Source organism: Superficieibacter electus, assembly GCF_002915575.1.
Taxonomy (GTDB): Bacteria; Pseudomonadota; Gammaproteobacteria; order Enterobacterales; family Enterobacteriaceae; genus Superficieibacter; species Superficieibacter electus.
Window position 1 is genome coordinate 20,537 of record NZ_PQGD01000019.1, and the last position, 17,055, is coordinate 37,591.

The 17,055-nt window shown below is 54.4% G+C and carries 12 protein-coding genes and 1 pseudogene; 2 read left to right on the forward strand and 11 right to left on the reverse strand.

All coding sequences use genetic code 11. The features are described from left to right. The first annotated feature begins 248 nt into the window (after positions 1–248). Both CHU32_RS20665 and CHU32_RS20670 read left to right on the forward strand, forming a co-directional pair. On the forward strand, positions 249–6,617 hold the full coding sequence (locus CHU32_RS20665) for a BigA/YdbA N-terminal beta-barrel domain-containing protein (RefSeq protein WP_245880249.1): 6,369 nt from the start codon (positions 249–251) through the stop codon (positions 6,615–6,617). Between the two features lie 209 nt (positions 6,618–6,826). Further along, positions 6,827–6,997, forward strand: a complete 171-nt coding sequence (locus tag CHU32_RS20670; protein WP_103677212.1) for a YhfL family protein — start codon at positions 6,827–6,829, stop codon at positions 6,995–6,997. A gap of 48 nt (positions 6,998–7,045) precedes the next feature. Here the strand turns inward: CHU32_RS20670 and CHU32_RS20675 are convergent, their stop codons facing one another. The 11 genes and pseudogenes from CHU32_RS20675 to rpe form a co-directional block, all read right to left on the reverse strand. Beyond that, positions 7,046–8,128, reverse strand: coding sequence for an aminotransferase class I/II-fold pyridoxal phosphate-dependent enzyme (locus CHU32_RS20675; RefSeq protein WP_103677213.1), 1,083 nt, complete (start codon positions 8,126–8,128; stop codon positions 7,046–7,048). Positions 8,129–8,138: 10 nt separating this feature from the next. Continuing rightward, complete coding sequence (locus CHU32_RS20680) at positions 8,139–9,443, reverse strand: YhfT family protein (RefSeq protein ID WP_103677214.1); 1,305 nt, start codon at positions 9,441–9,443, stop codon at positions 8,139–8,141. 9 nt (positions 9,444–9,452) lie between these two features. Then, positions 9,453–9,806, reverse strand: a complete 354-nt coding sequence (locus tag CHU32_RS20685; protein ID WP_103677215.1) for a DUF2620 domain-containing protein — start codon at positions 9,804–9,806, stop codon at positions 9,453–9,455. A gap of 9 nt (positions 9,807–9,815) precedes the next feature. Further along, a complete protein-coding gene (locus tag CHU32_RS20690) occupies positions 9,816–10,706 on the reverse strand; it encodes a phosphotriesterase-related protein (RefSeq protein WP_103677216.1) in 891 nt (296 codons plus the stop codon). Then, complete coding sequence (locus CHU32_RS20695) at positions 10,699–11,940, reverse strand: phosphopentomutase (RefSeq protein ID WP_103677217.1); 1,242 nt, start codon at positions 11,938–11,940, stop codon at positions 10,699–10,701. The genes CHU32_RS20690 and CHU32_RS20695 overlap by 8 nt, the downstream gene beginning before the upstream one ends. Next, positions 11,933–13,108, reverse strand: coding sequence for a YhfX family PLP-dependent enzyme (locus CHU32_RS20700; RefSeq protein WP_103677218.1), 1,176 nt, complete (start codon positions 13,106–13,108; stop codon positions 11,933–11,935). Before CHU32_RS20700 ends, CHU32_RS20695 begins: the two co-directional genes overlap by 8 nt. A gap of 92 nt (positions 13,109–13,200) precedes the next feature. Further along, positions 13,201–13,557, reverse strand: a complete 357-nt coding sequence (locus CHU32_RS20705; RefSeq protein WP_103677219.1) for a PRD domain-containing protein — start codon at positions 13,555–13,557, stop codon at positions 13,201–13,203. 8 nt (positions 13,558–13,565) lie between these two features. Further along, positions 13,566–14,468 (reverse strand): GntR family transcriptional regulator YhfZ, encoded by a 903-nt coding sequence (yhfZ, locus tag CHU32_RS20710; RefSeq protein WP_103677220.1) that lies wholly within the window; start codon positions 14,466–14,468, stop codon positions 13,566–13,568. A 151-nt stretch (positions 14,469–14,619) separates the two neighbouring features. Then, the gene (gene trpS, locus CHU32_RS20715; RefSeq protein WP_103677221.1) at positions 14,620–15,624 is read right to left on the reverse strand and encodes a tryptophan--tRNA ligase; all 1,005 of its coding nucleotides are present in this window, start codon (positions 15,622–15,624) and stop codon (positions 14,620–14,622) included. Further along, positions 15,617–16,377: pseudogene (gene gph, locus CHU32_RS20720) on the reverse strand (phosphoglycolate phosphatase). Before gph ends, trpS begins: the two are co-directional and overlap by 8 nt. Next, complete coding sequence (gene rpe, locus CHU32_RS20725; RefSeq protein WP_103677222.1) at positions 16,370–17,047, reverse strand: ribulose-phosphate 3-epimerase; 678 nt, start codon at positions 17,045–17,047, stop codon at positions 16,370–16,372. The pseudogene gph and the gene rpe overlap by 8 nt, the downstream one beginning before the upstream one ends. Between the last annotated feature and the right edge of the window lie 8 nt (positions 17,048–17,055).

The following is a 17,055-nucleotide window of genomic DNA, read 5'->3' on the forward strand; positions in this document are numbered from 1 at the left end:
CCCTAAATACATTCACCATATTAATAATAAATACCAAAAAATATCCGTAAGTCATTGTTCTATATTCCCCCATAAATAATAAACATAAAGATGCGCAATATTATTGACCCGCCAGCCATTTGACGAACTGCGACAATTAAGCGATAAATCACTTGTCTTTTTAAATTTTACTCCTCACCACTCCTTGTCGTTGTTTTCGCCTCTGTTGTGATTTTCATAAGGACTGATATTCAGTAAGGACGCTCTCCATGAAAAAGAAAGTTATCACTGCCGCTGTTGCGATAGCCCTGCAAACCTATTATTACCCGGCCGTCGCTGCTGAGAGCAATGATGATGATAAGCATTGCCCTGCGAATATTTCCGCCCTTTCCAAAGCAGAACGAGACAAACTCTCCCCAACCTGCCTGATCGAGGAAGAGGAAAACGATAACCGTTGGATGTGGATCGCCGGTGGCACCGCCGCGATAATAGCCGGGGTAGCGGCAGGGATAAACCACAGTGACAGTGATAGCTCTCAACATCCTGATCCGTCACCGCTCCCGCCAGATGACGGTGGAAATGTTCCCCCTCCTGACGATGGTAGCGATGATAATGTGGTGCCGCCCAGCGGTGGCGGAGGTGATGTAGTTCCACCGGACGACGGTGGTGATGACGATGTAGTTCCGCCCGACGACGGCGGCGACGATGACGTGGTTCCGCCCGACGACGGTGGCGATGACGATGTAGTTCCGCCCGACGACGGTGGCGACGACGACGTGACCCCGCCCGATCCGGACGGCGGCGGCACCGCAATCAAAACCTTTATCAACGGCGTAACGCTGGATGAAACACAAAATAGCTTAACATTCAGCGATATTAAATTAGATAACGGCAAACACATCGGCGGCGCAGTCCTGACCTATTCCAAAGAGGGCGAACAATGGCTGTTGACCACTGCGGACGGTACTAAAACGCTGAACGTCAGCGGCTGGAACGTCACCGATGACAACGCCGCCGTGATTGAAGGCACCCAGCCGAACGGCCTGTACTGGAAATACGACAGCCGGGGCTATCTGATCCTCGCGGATGAAGAGACGACGGTCATTCGCGATCAGGCTGAAACCACCACCGATCGCGGAATGACTGTTAGCGGCCAGGGTAAAACTGGCGTCATCATCAGCGGCGATAGCACGAAAAATACCCTCAATGGCGGCTCAACCGTCACCGACGGTGCCGTTGGGCTGGTCATTACCGGCGACAACACCGCCAACACCATTGCGGGTCAGTCCACCGTGGACGGTGCCACCGGCGCGCTGATTTCCGGCAATGGCTCACAAACCAAAATTTCAGGCGGGATTACCGTTCGCGGCGGCGGAACAGGTCTGGTGGTCGATGGCGATAATATCACCCTCGACAACGCCGGCATTTCAGATCTCAGCGGGGAAGGCTCTACCGGCTCCATTATTTACGGTAACAGCGCGCATGTGATTAATGACGGCGAGATGACCATCACCGATGGCGCTACCGGCGGGAAAATCACTGGTAATGACGCCATTATTGAAAACCTGGGCAATACCACCATCAGCGGCGAAAACTCCACCGCGCTGTACGTCGAAGGCGATGGCACCACCCTTACTAGTGAAGGCACGCAAATTATCACCGATCACGCCACCGGCACACATATTGTCGGCGATAACACCAGCGTGGCAATGACAGGAGATATCAGCGTCGACAGCGGCGGCACCGCCATGATTATTGACGGTAACAACGCGAAAGTGGATATCACCGGCAAATCGGAGATCAACGGTAAGGATTCCCGAGGTTCCGTCATCAATGGCAATGGCGCGCAGATCGACAATAAAGGTGAGATGGTTGTTACCAACGGTGCCATTGGCGGGATCATCAACGGCGATAACACCAACATCACTAACGAAGGGAATTCCACCGTCAGCGGTGAGGGTTCCGTCGCACTGGACGTTGAGGGCAATTACACCACCATTATTAGTGAGGGGACCCAAAATATCTCCGATGGCGCAACCGGTATCGATATCAACGGCGACGATGCGAAGGCAATGATCACCGGTGACATCACCGTCGACAGCAGCGGTACAGCCATGCGTATTGACGGTAACGATGCAAAAGTGAAGATCACCGGCAATTCCACCATTACGGGCCAGGGTTCCACCGGCACCACTGTCGCGGGTGATTACACGCGTCTGACCAATGAAGGGAAACTGGACGTTGCCGACGGCGGCATTGGCGCAAAAATCACTGGCGATCACGCGGCCATCGATAATGAAGGTGATATTACGGTCGACGGCACAGGCTCAACGGCCTTGTATGTCGACGGGGATTACGCGCTTATCCTCAGCCAGGGCGCACAGACCATTCAAAATGGCGCAATAGGTACATACATTGACGGTAACAATACTCGTATCGCCAACACGGGGGATATCTTCGTCGATGGTACAGGCAGTATCGCCGCCATTATCGACGGCAATGATTCCAGCCTGACGCAAACCGGCGATATGCTGGTCACCAATAGCGCAACCGGCATTATTACCTACGGCACAAATAGCACCACGACAAACACTGGCAATGTCACGATACGCGATGATGGCTCTACCGGCTTTATTGTCGCAGGCAAAGATAACACCTTTAAAAACAAAGGCGATATCGACATCAGCCTGAACGGCACCGGCACGCTGGTCAGCGGCGATGGGGCGCAGGTCACGCTTGATGGCAATATCAATGTCGATTCAGTACAGGACAGCAATGGCGTCTATCATGGCGGCACGGGCGTCGAGATTACAGGAAACAACACCACAACGGCCATTGACGGCAACCTCACCCTCAACGCCGACTATGCCAGCAATAGCATGATAGATTCCAGCGATACGCTGTCTGGCATCACTATCAACGGCAATAATAATCAGGTGGCGTTGAACGGCGAGCTGGCGATTAATATGAACGATCTCAGCAGCGTCGACGATCAGTACTTAGATACCATCGGTCTGAACGTTGAAGGCGACGGCAACAGTGTCAATTTAGCGGGCGGTTTTAATATTACCCGCAATACCGCCCAGGACTACTCTGCCTCCCCCATCGTCGGTATCAATATTGATGGCAACAGCGACGTTACCCTAAACGGTCATTCTCAGGTGGATCTCACCGATGTATTAGGTGGGAATACCGTGATGGTTAATGTGAAAAACGGCGGCTCAATGGTATTGAGCGACAGCTCCGTCATTGACGTTCGTTATAACATCATCGTTAATTATATCTATACAGATGCCGCACTGCTGATGGCCAAAGGAGAAGGCTCTTCCATTGATAATCAGGGCACGATCAATTCTGAGGGCATGATGACGTTTATGCGCGCCAGCAATGGCGCACAGAGCAGCAATAGCGGCAGTATTACCTCGGTGACCAATAACGACAATTTTGGACGAACGTCAGCTATGGTCGCTAGCGGAAAAGGATCGACGGCGGAAAATAACGCGGGCGGCGACATTACGCTGGTAAGTGGTACAGCCCCCTCGTACATCGGAGGGATCGTCACCTATCCCCAGGCCTGGTATAACAATACCGCCTACGGCATGCTGGCCTATGACTACGGTGCGGTAAAGAATGATAAAGACGCATCGATATCGGTGTATGGCGCTGGGCTTTACGGTATGGGCGCCAGCAAAGGCACCGCGGTCAACGCAGGCGATATTTATGTTGACGGCTTTAAGCAGAAACTGGATGAAAACGGTAACATCATCGGTGAAAGTTACTGGTCAACCAGCCACCATGAACTTCCCAGCGCAGGGATGATTGCAGGCTCCGATGATAGCAGCAGCAGCGGCGACGCCACCGTCATTAATACGGGCGACATCACCGTGCATAACGCTGGCTATGGCATGACCGCCATGTACGGCGGTACGGCTATTAACCAGGGCACTATCACCCTGAACGCGGATAAAGGCGTTACCGGTGTAACTAACCAACTGGTCGGTATGGCGGCGTTCTGGGGCGGTACGGTCGTCAACGATACGACAGGCGTCATCAATATTGACGCCGACTACGGCCAGGCGTTCTACAACGATGGTACCGGCTATATCATCAACAATGGTTCTATCAACCTTAACGGCGCAAATATGGATGCCAACGATCCGCATATGGGCGCCACAGCCACCGATAAAATCTGGATACCATCTCTCCCTGGCAGCGGCGACAGCGACACCCAAACCTCCGCCCCCGGATTCCTCACCACGGAGGCGCTGGCGAACTACGGTAACGAAACGCTTAACGGCGATCTGTACGCCAACGACTGGCTGTACAACGAAACGGACGCCAGCCTGACGGTCAACGGCGAACTGGCGATTGGCAGCGGTGGTCTGGAGAACAAGGGGACGCTGAATGCCGATACTATCAACACCAGTTACAGTCTTTACAACCGTGCGGGCGGCAGCATCACCACCGATCGGCTCTACATTAATGGCGACAGCACCTTCTTTAACGAAGGCGATTTTACCGGCTCTATCGCAACGAACAGCTACAAACAGGAGATCGTTAACACCGGCAATATGACCGTGGCGGAAGACGGAAAATCGCTGGTCTCCGGCAGCTTCTACTTCTATAACCAGGAAGGTGCGACGCTTACCAACAGCGGCAACGCGGTAAAGGGTGGTGAAAACACCATCATCAATATGACCCGCGCCAACGAATCACTGACTCAGGTTAACAGCGGCACCATCACCGCCACCAACGGCTACAGCGCCATCACTACCGCCAACGGCAGCGAAAGCCCTAAATGGATCTGGAACACCGAAACTGGCGTTATCAACGGCATCAACCCGGATGCGCCGCTGATTAACCTCGGGCGCGGCTACAACTTCGGCAATGAAGGCACCATCAATATCCAGGGCGACAACGCTATCGCCATCAACGGCAGTACAACCAGCTATATGGTAAATCTCGTTAACGCTGGCACCATCAACGTCGGTACCGAACAGGGCAAAGCGGAGGGTACCAACGGCACCGGGCTTATCGGCATCAAAGGTAATGGTAATGCGACCACCATCAACAACACTGCGGATGGAGTGATCAACGTCTATGCCGATAACTCTTACGCTTTTGGCGGCAAAACCAAAGCCATCATCAACAACGGCGAGATCAACCTGCTATGTGATACCGGCTGCGGCATCTACGCGCCGGGCACTACCGGTACGCAAAACGATCATAACGGTACGGCGGATATTGCCATCCCGGCTGCCGGTACGGCGCCTTCCGAAGGCAACGTTCCTGACGCCCCGGCCGATCCAAACGCGCCGCAGCAGCTTTCCAACTACATTGTCGGCACCAACGCCGACGGCAGCTCCGGCACCCTGAACGCCAACAATCTGGTGATTGGCGACAACGTGGCGGTCGGCACCGGCTTTACCGCCGGCACAGCTGACACGACAGTCGTCGTCGATAACGCCTTTACCGGCAGCAATATCCAGGGCGCGGAAAATATCACCTCCACCAGCGTGGTCTGGAACGCCCAGGGCAGCACCGACGCCGACGGCAACGTCGACGTCACCATGACCAAAAACGCCTACGTCGATGTCACGACCGACAGCAGCGTAGACAGCGTGGCGCAGGCGCTGGATGCCGGTTATACCAACAACGAGCTGTACACCAGCCTCAACGTGGGCACCTCCGCCGAACTGAACAACGCACTGAAGCAGGTGAGCGGCAGCCAGGCGACCACCGTGTTCCGTGAGGCCCGCGTGCTGAGCAACCGCTTCAACATGCTGGCCGACGCCGCGCCGCAGGTGAAAGAAGGTCTGGCCTTTAACGTGGTGGCAAAAGGCGACCCGCGTGCAGAACTGGGCAACGACACCCAGTACGACATGCTGGCGCTGCGCCAGAAGCTGGATTTAACCGCCAGCCAGAACCTGACGCTGGAATACGGTATCGCCCGTCTGGACGGCGACGGTGCGCAGAACGCGGGCGATAACGGCCTGACCGGCGGCTACAGCCAGTTCTTCGGCCTGAAGCACAGCATGACGTTCGATAACGGCCTGAGCTGGAATAACGCTCTGCGCTACGACGTGCATAACCTCGACAGCAGCCGCTCTGTTTCGTATGGCGATGTCAACAAAACCGCCGATTCGGATACCCGTCAACAGTATCTTGAGTTCCGCAGCGAAGGGGCAAAAACCTTTACGCTGATGGAAGATGCGCTGAAAGTGACGCCGTATGCTGGAGTGAAATTCCGTCATACGCTGGAAGATGGCTACAAAGAGCGCAGCGCCGGGGATTTCAACCTGAGCATGAGCGCGGGTAGCGAAACGGCGGTTGATTCCGTTGTCGGCCTGAAACTGGATTACGCAGGGGATAACGGCTGGAGCGCAACGGCGATGCTGGAAGGCGGCCCGAACCTGAGCTACAGCAAAAGCCAGCGTAACGCGTCTCTGCAAGGGGCAGCAGGCCAGTCCTTTAGCGTGGATGACGGCCAGAAAGGCGGCGGCGTTAACGGTCTGGCGACGGTGGGCGTGAAGTACAGCAGCAACGACACCACGCTGCACCTGGATGCTTACCAGTGGAAAGAAGACAATATTAGCGACAAAGGCTTTATGTTGAATATCAAAAAAACATTCCGTTAATTAACTACCACGGCCCGGCGAGCGTTTTTCGCTGGGCTATTTAATCTTCTGTTATTTCCCGTTTAATTCGAATCACAATTTACCCCCACAACAAAGTCCTGATCTGGACTATTTCTACCTGGTGTTTATTGTTATGGTATCAAGCGCGAAATGGATTTTTTCCATTTATTTTCTCGTTATATAGATACTTCTCCAGGAAGGATTTTGTTATGTTAAAAGTTGTTAAAATTGCTGTTGTAGCTGGTATCCTGGCAACACTGACCGCTTGTACTGGTCACATCGAAAACAAAAAAAATAACTGTAGCTACGATTACCTGCTGCATCCGGCTATTTCTATTTCCAAAATTATTGGCGGTTGCGGCCCGGCTGCCGATCAGTAATCGACAGCATTATTGCATACATAAAAAACCGGGCTTGCCCGGTTTTTTTTATAACGTCAGGCAACTCTCACGTAATATTCGTAATACGGTTTCTTCACCACTTCGATTCGGATTAATACGGATCGTATCATGCTCCGCTCCCGGATTTGCTTCCCTGAACGTTCCAGAAAGTCGATAAAACAGCGGCGGAATTTCATATTTCGATTCCGCACCAACCGGCCACGGTAAAGCGCCAAAACGCGGCGCGTTTTCCAGCACCTGACGAGCGATAGGTTTCTGAAAAGTGACCAGCAGTACTTTAGATTGCGCGTTGGCTATCACGGCATGTTTCACCTGCGCTATCGCCCCCTGATTCAACATCAGACACAGGCGTTCCGTGACGCCAGCCTGAACGGCATGCATTACGGGTGCCATGACCATTCCCCGTAATACCTCCAGCGCCTGGCCTCCCTGGATCTGACTGCCGCCGGAATACATTGTCGCGCGAATACGCATGATGGCTTCATGGTTACCCACTACTGCTCCCACGCCTTCCGGACCAAAGAGCTTAAAGCAGGAAAAGGTCGACAGCGTGGCACCATACTCGCAGCCGATAGCCGCGACTTTCATGACCGCATAATTATCATCCGTAAGAACCGGAATGGCCTGTGCCGTAAGGCTTTTTACCACGTCAGCCAGCTGATACCGATCCTCTGGTTGCTGCCGGGTGTGCTGAACCAGCGCGGCATGCGGATGATGACGCGCCGCCTGCGCTAACGCCTGCGAATCGTTAAAATCCACTCGCACCAACGCCAGCCCCATCTGCTGCGCGATGGTTGCCGTGGTCGGATAGAGTGGTGCATCATGAACCAGCAACCGCCCACCGGCAGGGATCAGCGCCGCAAGCCCGGCGCGTATCGCCCCGGTGCCCGCGCCCTGTACCAGCACAGCCGCCTGCGCCCGAAAAAAAGCCGCCAGCACGGCCTCAACACGCTGAGTCGTTCCCGGCTGGTTAAGACCTGGGGTCAAGCCCATATCACCGCCACGCAGAAACTCCGCGTCGGGAAAATGGCGACAGATGGCGTCTACCAGCGCAAACTGTTTATGCTGTGCCTCTGTGAGCGTTAGACTCTGTAGCGGGTACGTTTCCATTTTCGCCTCCTCAGACCGGGATAAACAGCCCGCACCAGTACAGAATATTTAATACGATCCCGGTGATCAGCACCGCCACCACCGGCGAAGCCATTTTTTGCACCGGACGTCCCAGTGATTCGTTGAGGAAATAGAGCGCCGCCGCAATCGTGAAACCGGTATAGCCCGCCATTTTAATGGCGGCAAAAATCGAACCAACCAGCAACGCCATTTCCATCAGCATATTCATCGCGTTACGGATGTTGTCTGAGGCATTGCGCACGGAAGGATAGCGTCCCAGCCATTTGCCAATCGACCGCAGCAGCAGAACTTCGGCAGAAATCACCACCGCCCCCACGATAAAAGCCATAAAAGGATTGGCGATTAAATAGCCCACGGCATACACAAAGGTGAAACCCGCCACTGCATAAACACCCGTCGCCAGCGCCGTGGTGGCGATCAGCGGCACAAATCCCAGACCGCGCATAAATTCCGCCAGCGCGGCCTGATGGATCAGGGTCTGCGATTCCGCCGGGTCCAGTCCGGCAGTGTAGGCTTTCTCAAGTGTAAAGATGGAGACCTCTGAACCGGCAAAAATTTTCATGCTGGCCACAACGGCAATCAGCCCGCCGACAATGGCGATAAACGGCAGATTTTTAATGATCCGCGACGTTCGTTCCTCAAACACCGATACACCGGTATCATCCTGTTCACGCTCGCTGCGGGTACGATGATCCTGCACAATCGCTATGCCCAGCAGCATTACCATGCCGATGAAAATCTCAATCGATTCCGGGTTCAGGTGCGGGAAAAAGCGCACCACCAGAACGCGGGTCATCAAGACCACCGCCGCCGCAAACAGGCTGTTTTTCCAGCCGAACTGATAAAAAATCGCCACCAGCGGAAACAGGGCAAAAGCCGACACCACCGGAGAACTCAGCTCGCCCAGCGATCCGAGCACATCCACGGGCAGTGCGGTGAGCAGATGGTTCACCGGGATCAGACAGGTGAGGATCAGAATGCCCCACACCGCGCCCAGCCCGAATGCCAGCCAGCCGTTAATCGCCAGTACGCCAAGAATGTCGGTGGGCAAAAACAACAGCCAGCTATTCAACAAACCGGTCTTTAGCGTGAAGGAGATCCCTACTGAGGCGACAAAGCCAATGCTCAGACCAAAGGCAATACTACCCGCTTCCCGGCGGTTCATATTGCCTTCTATCAGCTGTGGCAGAATGGGACGGATACCGTCATGAAAAACCGCCGCCGATTTATGCGCCAGCAGCGCGGTCATTCCGGTCAGACAAGCAACGATCAGAATCTGAATATAGAAATCCATCGTGGCGTCCTATTTTAAGTGGGCAACCAGCATCGGAATCGCATGTTCGATATGCTCTACCGACAGACCAAAGGCAACCTTACCTTCCGCAACCATTTTGGCGATCTGCTCGTCTTTCGCCTTGATGCCCGGTTTGGCAATGGTGCAGCTTTTGTTATAACCAATAACCGCGATCGCAATGGATAACGCCGCCCCTGCGCCGGTATTACACGCGCCGATGTAATAATCCAGCTGTCCGGATTTCACTTTCATCGCCGCCTCCATGTCGTTGTAAATAAAGACCTCAAAACAGCCCGGCGCGGCGGTTTCGATCGTTTTCTTCATAAGTTCGCGCTGTAAGCCAGCAACACCGATCTTTTTCATGGGAAATCCTTATTTAAAGAAGACAGAGGGAGTGTCACGTAACATCAAATCAACGTCGGCCTGGGTCAATCCCGCTTCCAGCAATAGCGGCACAAACGTCGTCAGCAAATAATCAAAGCCGGGGCCACCGTTGGCTTTCAGATGGGAACGGCGGGTAATATCCATGGACAGCATGACGTGGTCGAGCAGGCCGCGACTGGCGATTTCGCTCAGCATGGCGACGCGCTTTTCGTCCGGGTAGTAGTTATTTTTGCCGATGGTATCGAACTGAACGTAAGCGCCCTGATCGATCATGCGAAAGATAGCGTCGAGATTGTCTTTAAGATCGCAGTGGCCGATCACCACACGCGAAAGATCGACGCCGTGATTTTTCAGCAGCGCCAGTTGCTCCAGCCCCATCGTGCTAAAAGAGGTGTGGGTGGAAATGGGACGTCCGGTTTCCCGGTGCGCTATCGCGGCGGCGGCAAACATTTTTGCCTCATCCGGGGTGATGGTATTCACGCTGGAGCCGATCTCCGCAATGATCCCGGCTTTCAGTTCAGTCCCGTCAATGCCAGTCTCAATGTCGTCAATCATTTCCTGCGCCAGCGCTTGCGTTGAGGTAGTGGCAACGTGTGGCGGGTAAAAATCATGCTGATAATAACCGGTACAGGCCATTACATTGATGCCGGTATCGCGCATAATATCCAGCATAAACTGCGGATTACGTCCCATATAGCGGTTGGTCATTTCGATAATATTGCGTACGCCCAGGGCGTACAGGGTCTTCATTTCTGCGCAAATAAGATCGTATTGATCCAGCCGGCAGTCGATAGTGTTTTTAAACGCCGACAGGTCGATATGCAGATGCTCGTGGGCAAAGGTATACCCTGATGGATCAATGTGTGAAAACTCAGCCATGATGGTCTCCGGTGGCTCCACAGCGGAGCTTCAGCAGGGGAAGAAAGGAAGTGCCGTTCTGGGGAGCAGCCGCTGCAAAGAAGTCGCAGGCCGTGGCCCCAACATCAGATAGCGTGGTTCTTGCGCCAAGACTGGCAGGCGTGATGCCCGGCTGCCAGACGAGAAGCGGCACCTTTTCACGGGTATGCTTGCTGTGACCAATCGTTGGATCGTTACCGTGATCGGCCATTACCACCAGGCAATCGTCTGGCTGCATAGCCTGCATTAACCGCTCAAGATTGCTGTCGACCAGTTGCAGGCGCTCTGCGTACCGCGCCACGTCCTGCGCGTGACCCGCAAGATCGGTTTCCTGAATATTGGTGCAGATAAATACGTCGCCCTGCTGCTGTACCTCTTTCAGGGTGATATCCATGATGCGCTGGGTATCCACCAGATTCTGATAGCTGACGCCGTGAGGATTGCTGGCGATATCGGCGACTTTCCCCACCAGCACGGTTTTAATGCCCGCGTCGTGCAGCTTCTGCGGTACCTGAACGCTGGCATCCACGCCATAGCCCATATGAACCACCTGGAAATCGTGCAGATAAACGCCCGAACGTGGCGCATTGATGCCGATGTAGACGCCCTCTTTCTCCTCAGCGGCATCGCGAAGTTGCTGACTATTTTTAAGTCGTCCGCCAAAGGCAATGACCCGCCCCACCCGAACACAGTGGCGGACCACCTCACCGATAGCGCGTACTTCATCAAAGGTAATGGCATTCAGGTTGGCGCTGATGTTAAAGACCTGACCGGGGTCGGCTTCAAGGTTGTCGCCAATTGCCACCGCCTCGTTTACCCACAGATATTGCAGAGTGCTTCCAACGCGAGCGACCTGCCAGCCCCGGCTTACCAGCGCCTGTTCAACATCATCAATAACGGCGGAAAACGGCGTGGTTACCGGCGGTTGCGGACGCGTGCCGAGGATCTCCTGATGCCCCATAAACGTATCTCCGCCTTCATGTTGCAGATCCGCCGTACCGTAAACCGCACTCGCTGACGTCGTCATCGCGCCTACCGGGAAGCCCATCGCGTTAATCAGTCCGAGCTTTTCCAGTACCGGCAGGTGCAGTTGCGGCAGATGCTGTAAAATATGCCCGCAGGTATTAGCGCCGCGATCCTGCGGCCTGACCTGTGGCACATCGTCCATCGCGCCGACGCCAAAACTGTCTATCACCACCACCACAAACTTACTCATGCAGACCTCCGGAAACGGGATTGCCGAGACTGTCATACAGCGCCTCAAGCACCGGTTTACCGTGATGAATACCGGAAACCAGCGCAACGTCGCTGCGGGTTACAAAAATCTGAGTGCGATAACACATCACCACCGGGCTGCCGACCGGGAATTCACCTGCCAGCGGGAGGTGATAGTCAATGCTGCTGTCATCGACGGGTAACAGCCTGGCCGCAACGCGGCTATTTTCATTGCCCGGATAGACCAGCGCGTTTTGTACGTGGCCCCGGCGATAGTAACCGCCGCCGAAGCAGTAGCTGTTGCCACGAAAAGAATGGGAAATCTCGGTGAGATATAGCATGGCGATCTTCTCCGGTTGATCGCCATGCTGGTTCGCCGGAATGGTACCGGTCAGCGCATGGCCCGGTTCGGCATGCGTGACGCTATATTCAGCCAGCAGCGGCAATGTGCTACAGCTTGAGGCTGACGGCGCGTTGATCTGCGCAATGCGGATGCCCTGTTCAGCAAGACGATCCCGCGCCTGAATCAGCGTCTGGAGATTAGGCGTAGGTACTGTTTGCCGAGTCTCGTCATCCCAGAGCAAACAGGGAAAATGGGTGAGGCCAACCAGTTGCACACCCGGCAGCGTTTTTATTATCTCAACCACGCGGTCAAGTTCATGCAGGGAAAATCCCGCTTCCTGGCCTGGATAGAGAATGTCATGTTCGGCGAACACCTTAAGCATAATCGGCTGAACATAATGATTACGCCTGGCCGCAGCCGAAATCGCGCTGATTTTTTCCAGGGAGAAAACGGTGATGATGTCGGGGGAGGCCGTAACGTTTTCATCAATCTGGCTTTGTGGGATCTGCACCAGATGACCGACGTGCGACACCGCAATCCCGGCGCTACGCAGGGTACGAGCTTCTTTAAAATCGACCGCTACTGCCCCATGAAAACCGAGCGCAATGAGTTTATTAGCCAGCCACGGATTGCGTCCAAGCTGTTTGGTCATCAAATACAGCGTTATTCCGTAGCGTTCCGCCACCGCAAGGAGCTGGCGACCATTTTCCATCACCTGATCGACATCAATGACCCAGGTATCCGGCAGTATGGCTCCCTGCTGCCATAATTCGCGCGCGGCCTGTATCAGCGCCGGATTTTGTGCCTTGAGTGCTTCAATAAACATATCCTTGCCTCTCGACGACCCGTTGATGAAATCTTTCTAAATAATCATTTTTTTGAATATTTAACCTAAACCCGTAACATCGCGCAGGGCCGCTACGCTTTAGCCACCATCCACAGGCTATAAAGGTTCGCCAGCAGATAGCCCTCTTCATGAGGATGCAGAACCACTTCGAACGGGTCCAGCAGCGCCTGATGTATGATTAACAACTGGTCATAAGCTTCTGAGGAGCGGATTTCTTCCATCAACTCCTCATCGAGCGGGCTGATGATTTCACCATGGCGGCTACGCATCAACGCGCTCGCCATGTGGGTAATCGCCATTTCCCCCTGCTCGTTACGCACGGGAATTGCCCATACGCTTTCCAGTTGAGCGGCCACCGTCAGCATGCCGTCACAAATATCCTTATCAATTACGCCCGCCTCACACAGCAGGGTTAATCGCTCTTCCATCGGCTCTCCTAATAACTCGGCTCCTGTAAGCCGCTAAGCACACGCTGTTGATGATTCAGGAGCGCGCTTTTATCCACCACCGTGCGCAACAGTTGCTGGATGGGGATGTCATCGCGACGCGTCAGCACTACGGCCTCCGACGCCTGAACAAAGCGCACATCGCCGGTAAGCGGTTTTGCCACCAAACCATGCGATGCCAGATCGGCCTCATTAGCCACATTCCAGATCGCCGCATCAATGTCGCCCCGCGCAATATGGCTCAGGCAGTCGTGGTACGGCACGTCCAGCCGTTCAACCTGACGAGCGCCAAAACAGATCTCCGTCATGATGCGCTGATCGGCTGAACGCGGGTCGAGGCCCACCCGGCGAATATCGGCGCAGTCTGCCCGGCAGATCAGCGTATGCTCGCCGACATAGGTGTGCGCGCCCAGTTCCAGCGCCATGCAAACCTCGCCATTATCCAGATAGCTTTGCGCCGCCAGCCGGGACACGACCGCCAGGTCATACACGCCATTAAGCAGGCATTCCACCCGCACGTCTGAACCGCGCATATGCGCGTAATAAAACGGAATGCCGTCGAACTGCGCTTTCAGCCCGCTGGCTAATCCTTCATACAAGCGGGTGTACGGCAGGGGCATTGCACACACGACATTGCCGATATCCGCAAACGCCAGCAGGGCTTTGTTATCCATACTGACGAGATAACTGCCGTTACGTCCGCGCCGGTCAACGGTAACGGCTCCTGCATTCTCCAGCGTTTTTAACGCCGCCTGAGTGAGCCCGACTGAAAACTGACATTCAGTTGCCAGTTCGTCGATGGTTTTCAGTCTGTTACCTTTTTTTTCTCCCAGCAGGTAACGTGCCAGGGTGGCCTGAGCAAGGCCCTCTTTTTTGATAAAGCTACGACTCATGATTAATCTTCAATTTATTGAATACTTTTATCTTCATAAAAATGAATATAAATGGCAAACGGGAAAAGGGTAAAAAGCGAAGGGGATCACAGAAAGAAGCACGCCGGGAGGAAGACGGCCCTCTCCCGATAAAGGGAGAGGGCGAGGAAGATCAGGGTTTCGCCACGAACCCAATCGCTTCGTAAACCTTCTTCAGGGTCTCTGAAGCACGGGCGCTGGCTTTTTCCGCACCCTCTTTCATGATTTTTTGCAGGAAGGCTTCATCATTGCGGAAGCGGTGATAACGCTCCTGCAATTCAGTTAGCATCCCTGAGACGGCTTCTGCAACTTCGCCTTTCAGATGACCATACATTTTGCCTTCAAAATGCTGCTCAAGCTCGGCAATGCTCTGACCGGTCACGCCGGAGAGGATATCCAGCAGGTTGGAAACGCCCGCCTTGTTCTGCACGTCGTAGCGCACGACCGGCGGCTCTTCGGAATCTGTCACCGCACGTTTGATCTTCTTCACTACTGATTTGGGATCTTCCAGCAGACCAATCACATTGTTGCGGTTGTCATCTGACTTGGACATTTTCTTCGTCGGATCGAGCAGCGACATCACGCGCGCGCCAGATTTTGGAATAAACGGCTCCGGTACTTTAAACACCTCGCCATACAGCGCGTTAAAGCGAGAGGCGATGTCCCGGCTCAGCTCCAGGTGCTGCTTCTGATCTTCGCCGACCGGCACCTGATGGGTCTGGTACAACAGGATATCGGCCGCCATCAGAACCGGGTAATCAAACAGACCGGCGTTGATGTTTTCCGAGTAGCGGGCAGATTTATCTTTGAACTGAGTCATGCGGCTCAGTTCGCCAAAGTAGGTGTAGCAGTTGAGTGCCCAGCCAAGCTGCGCATGTTCGGTCACATGCGACTGAACGAAAATGGTGCTTTTTTCCGGATCGATCCCGCAGGCCAGATACAGCGCCAGGGTATCCAGCGTGGCTTTACGCAGCTTTTCAGGGTCCTGACGCGCGGTAATAGCATGGAGGTCAACGATGCAGTAAATGCAGTGATAATCATCCTGCATGTTTACCCATTGACGCAGCGCACCCATATAATTACCAATGGTCAATTCACCTGAGGGCTGTGCGCCACTAAAGACGATGGGCTTAGTCATTTTTCAATTCCTGATTTTCACTGTGCAAAAGCCCGAATGCGGGCAGAAGTTCATTAAAATGTTCGAAAATTAGTCCGGCGAGCTTAACGCGATGGCTTCGCCATAGTTATAGCCGTAGGTTAACCCGACGGATTGGCAGCCAGCGGCAGCAGCGGCCTGAATATCATTACGTGAATCACCGACGAACAGCAATTCCTGCGGCGCTATGCCCAGTCGACTGGCGACCAGCAGCAGCGGCTCCGGATGCGGTTTTTTATTCTGCACGTCGTCACCGCCGATCACGACGCTGAAATATTTCGCGATATCCAGCGCGTCCAGCAGCGGCGCGACAAACGGCGTCGGTTTATTGGTCACCAACGCCAGCGGCAGGCCCCTGGCATGGAGCGCGCCGAGAGTATCGGCGACATCAGGGAACAGGAAGCTGCCCTCTTCGGCGAACTGCGCATAATAGCGGTCAAATAGCTTGCGTAAAATGCGTACCTGCTCGTCCTGCGGGATGTCATCGTGATCGACCGGGGGCTTGCCCGAGGCAGCACGCTGGCTGGCGCGCTCCTGACGTGCCCAGGTCAGCGCCCGTTCCATCAGTACGTCTGCGCCGTTACCGATCCACGTGATCACCCGCGCTTCCCCCGCCTGCGGCAGTTCCAGCGCATACAGAGCGCTATCAACCGCAGAGGTCAGGCCCGGCGCGCTGTCCACCAGCGTGCCGTCGAGGTCGAAAGCGACACCGCGAATCGCTGTTAGCTTATCCATGGCTCACCTTCGCCAGCTCGCGGCGCATCTCATCAATAACCTGCTTGTAATCAGGCTTATCGAAAATGGCAGAACCGGCCACAAACATATCCGCGCCCGCCGCTGCGATCTCCGCGATGTTATTGACCTTTACCCCGCCATCCACTTCAAGACGAATATCAAAGCCAGAGGCATCGATACGACGACGCACTTCACGCAGTTTGTCCAGCGTATGCGGAATGAACGATTGCCCGCCAAAGCCCGGATTCACCGACATCAGCAGAATCACGTCCAGCTTATCCATCACGTAGTCCAGATAGCTCAGCGAGGTCGCCGGGTTAAACACCAGCCCCGCTTTACAGCCGTGCTCTTTGATCAGTTGTAGCGTGCGGTCCACGTGCTCAGACGCTTCCGGGTGGAAGGTAATAATGCTGGCACCGGCGGCCGCAAAATCAGGGATAAGGCGATCGACGGGTTTCACCATTAAATGAACATCGATGGGCGCGGTAATACCATAGTTGCGTAAGGATTTCAGTACCATCGGCCCGATAGTCAGGTTGGGTACATAGTGATTGTCCATCACATCGAAATGAACAACATCCGCACCTGCCGCCAGCGCTTTTTCGGTATCTTCACCCAGACGGGCAAAATCCGCTGACAGTATCGAAGGGGCAATTAAGTACTGGCTCATCCGCATCT

What these genes read in the sequence shown, in the direction of transcription:
- CHU32_RS20665 (WP_245880249.1), top strand. Translation starts at nt 249, where the DNA reads ATGAAAAAGAAAGTTATCACTGCCGCTGTTGCGATAGCCCTGCAAACC.
- CHU32_RS20670 (WP_103677212.1), top strand. Translation starts at nt 6,827, where the DNA reads ATGTTAAAAGTTGTTAAAATTGCTGTTGTAGCTGGTATCCTGGCAACA.
- CHU32_RS20675 (WP_103677213.1), bottom strand. Translation starts at nt 8,128, where the DNA reads ATGGAAACGTACCCGCTACAGAGTCTAACGCTCACAGAGGCACAGCAT.
- CHU32_RS20680 (WP_103677214.1), bottom strand. Translation starts at nt 9,443, where the DNA reads ATGGATTTCTATATTCAGATTCTGATCGTTGCTTGTCTGACCGGAATG.
- CHU32_RS20685 (WP_103677215.1), bottom strand. Translation starts at nt 9,806, where the DNA reads ATGAAAAAGATCGGTGTTGCTGGCTTACAGCGCGAACTTATGAAGAAA.
- CHU32_RS20690 (WP_103677216.1), bottom strand. Translation starts at nt 10,706, where the DNA reads ATGGCTGAGTTTTCACACATTGATCCATCAGGGTATACCTTTGCCCAC.
- CHU32_RS20695 (WP_103677217.1), bottom strand. Translation starts at nt 11,940, where the DNA reads ATGAGTAAGTTTGTGGTGGTGGTGATAGACAGTTTTGGCGTCGGCGCG.
- CHU32_RS20700 (WP_103677218.1), bottom strand. Translation starts at nt 13,108, where the DNA reads ATGTTTATTGAAGCACTCAAGGCACAAAATCCGGCGCTGATACAGGCC.
- CHU32_RS20705 (WP_103677219.1), bottom strand. Translation starts at nt 13,557, where the DNA reads ATGGAAGAGCGATTAACCCTGCTGTGTGAGGCGGGCGTAATTGATAAG.
- yhfZ (WP_103677220.1), bottom strand. Translation starts at nt 14,468, where the DNA reads ATGAGTCGTAGCTTTATCAAAAAAGAGGGCCTTGCTCAGGCCACCCTG.
- trpS (WP_103677221.1), bottom strand. Translation starts at nt 15,624, where the DNA reads ATGACTAAGCCCATCGTCTTTAGTGGCGCACAGCCCTCAGGTGAATTG.
- rpe (WP_103677222.1), bottom strand. Translation starts at nt 17,047, where the DNA reads ATGAGCCAGTACTTAATTGCCCCTTCGATACTGTCAGCGGATTTTGCC.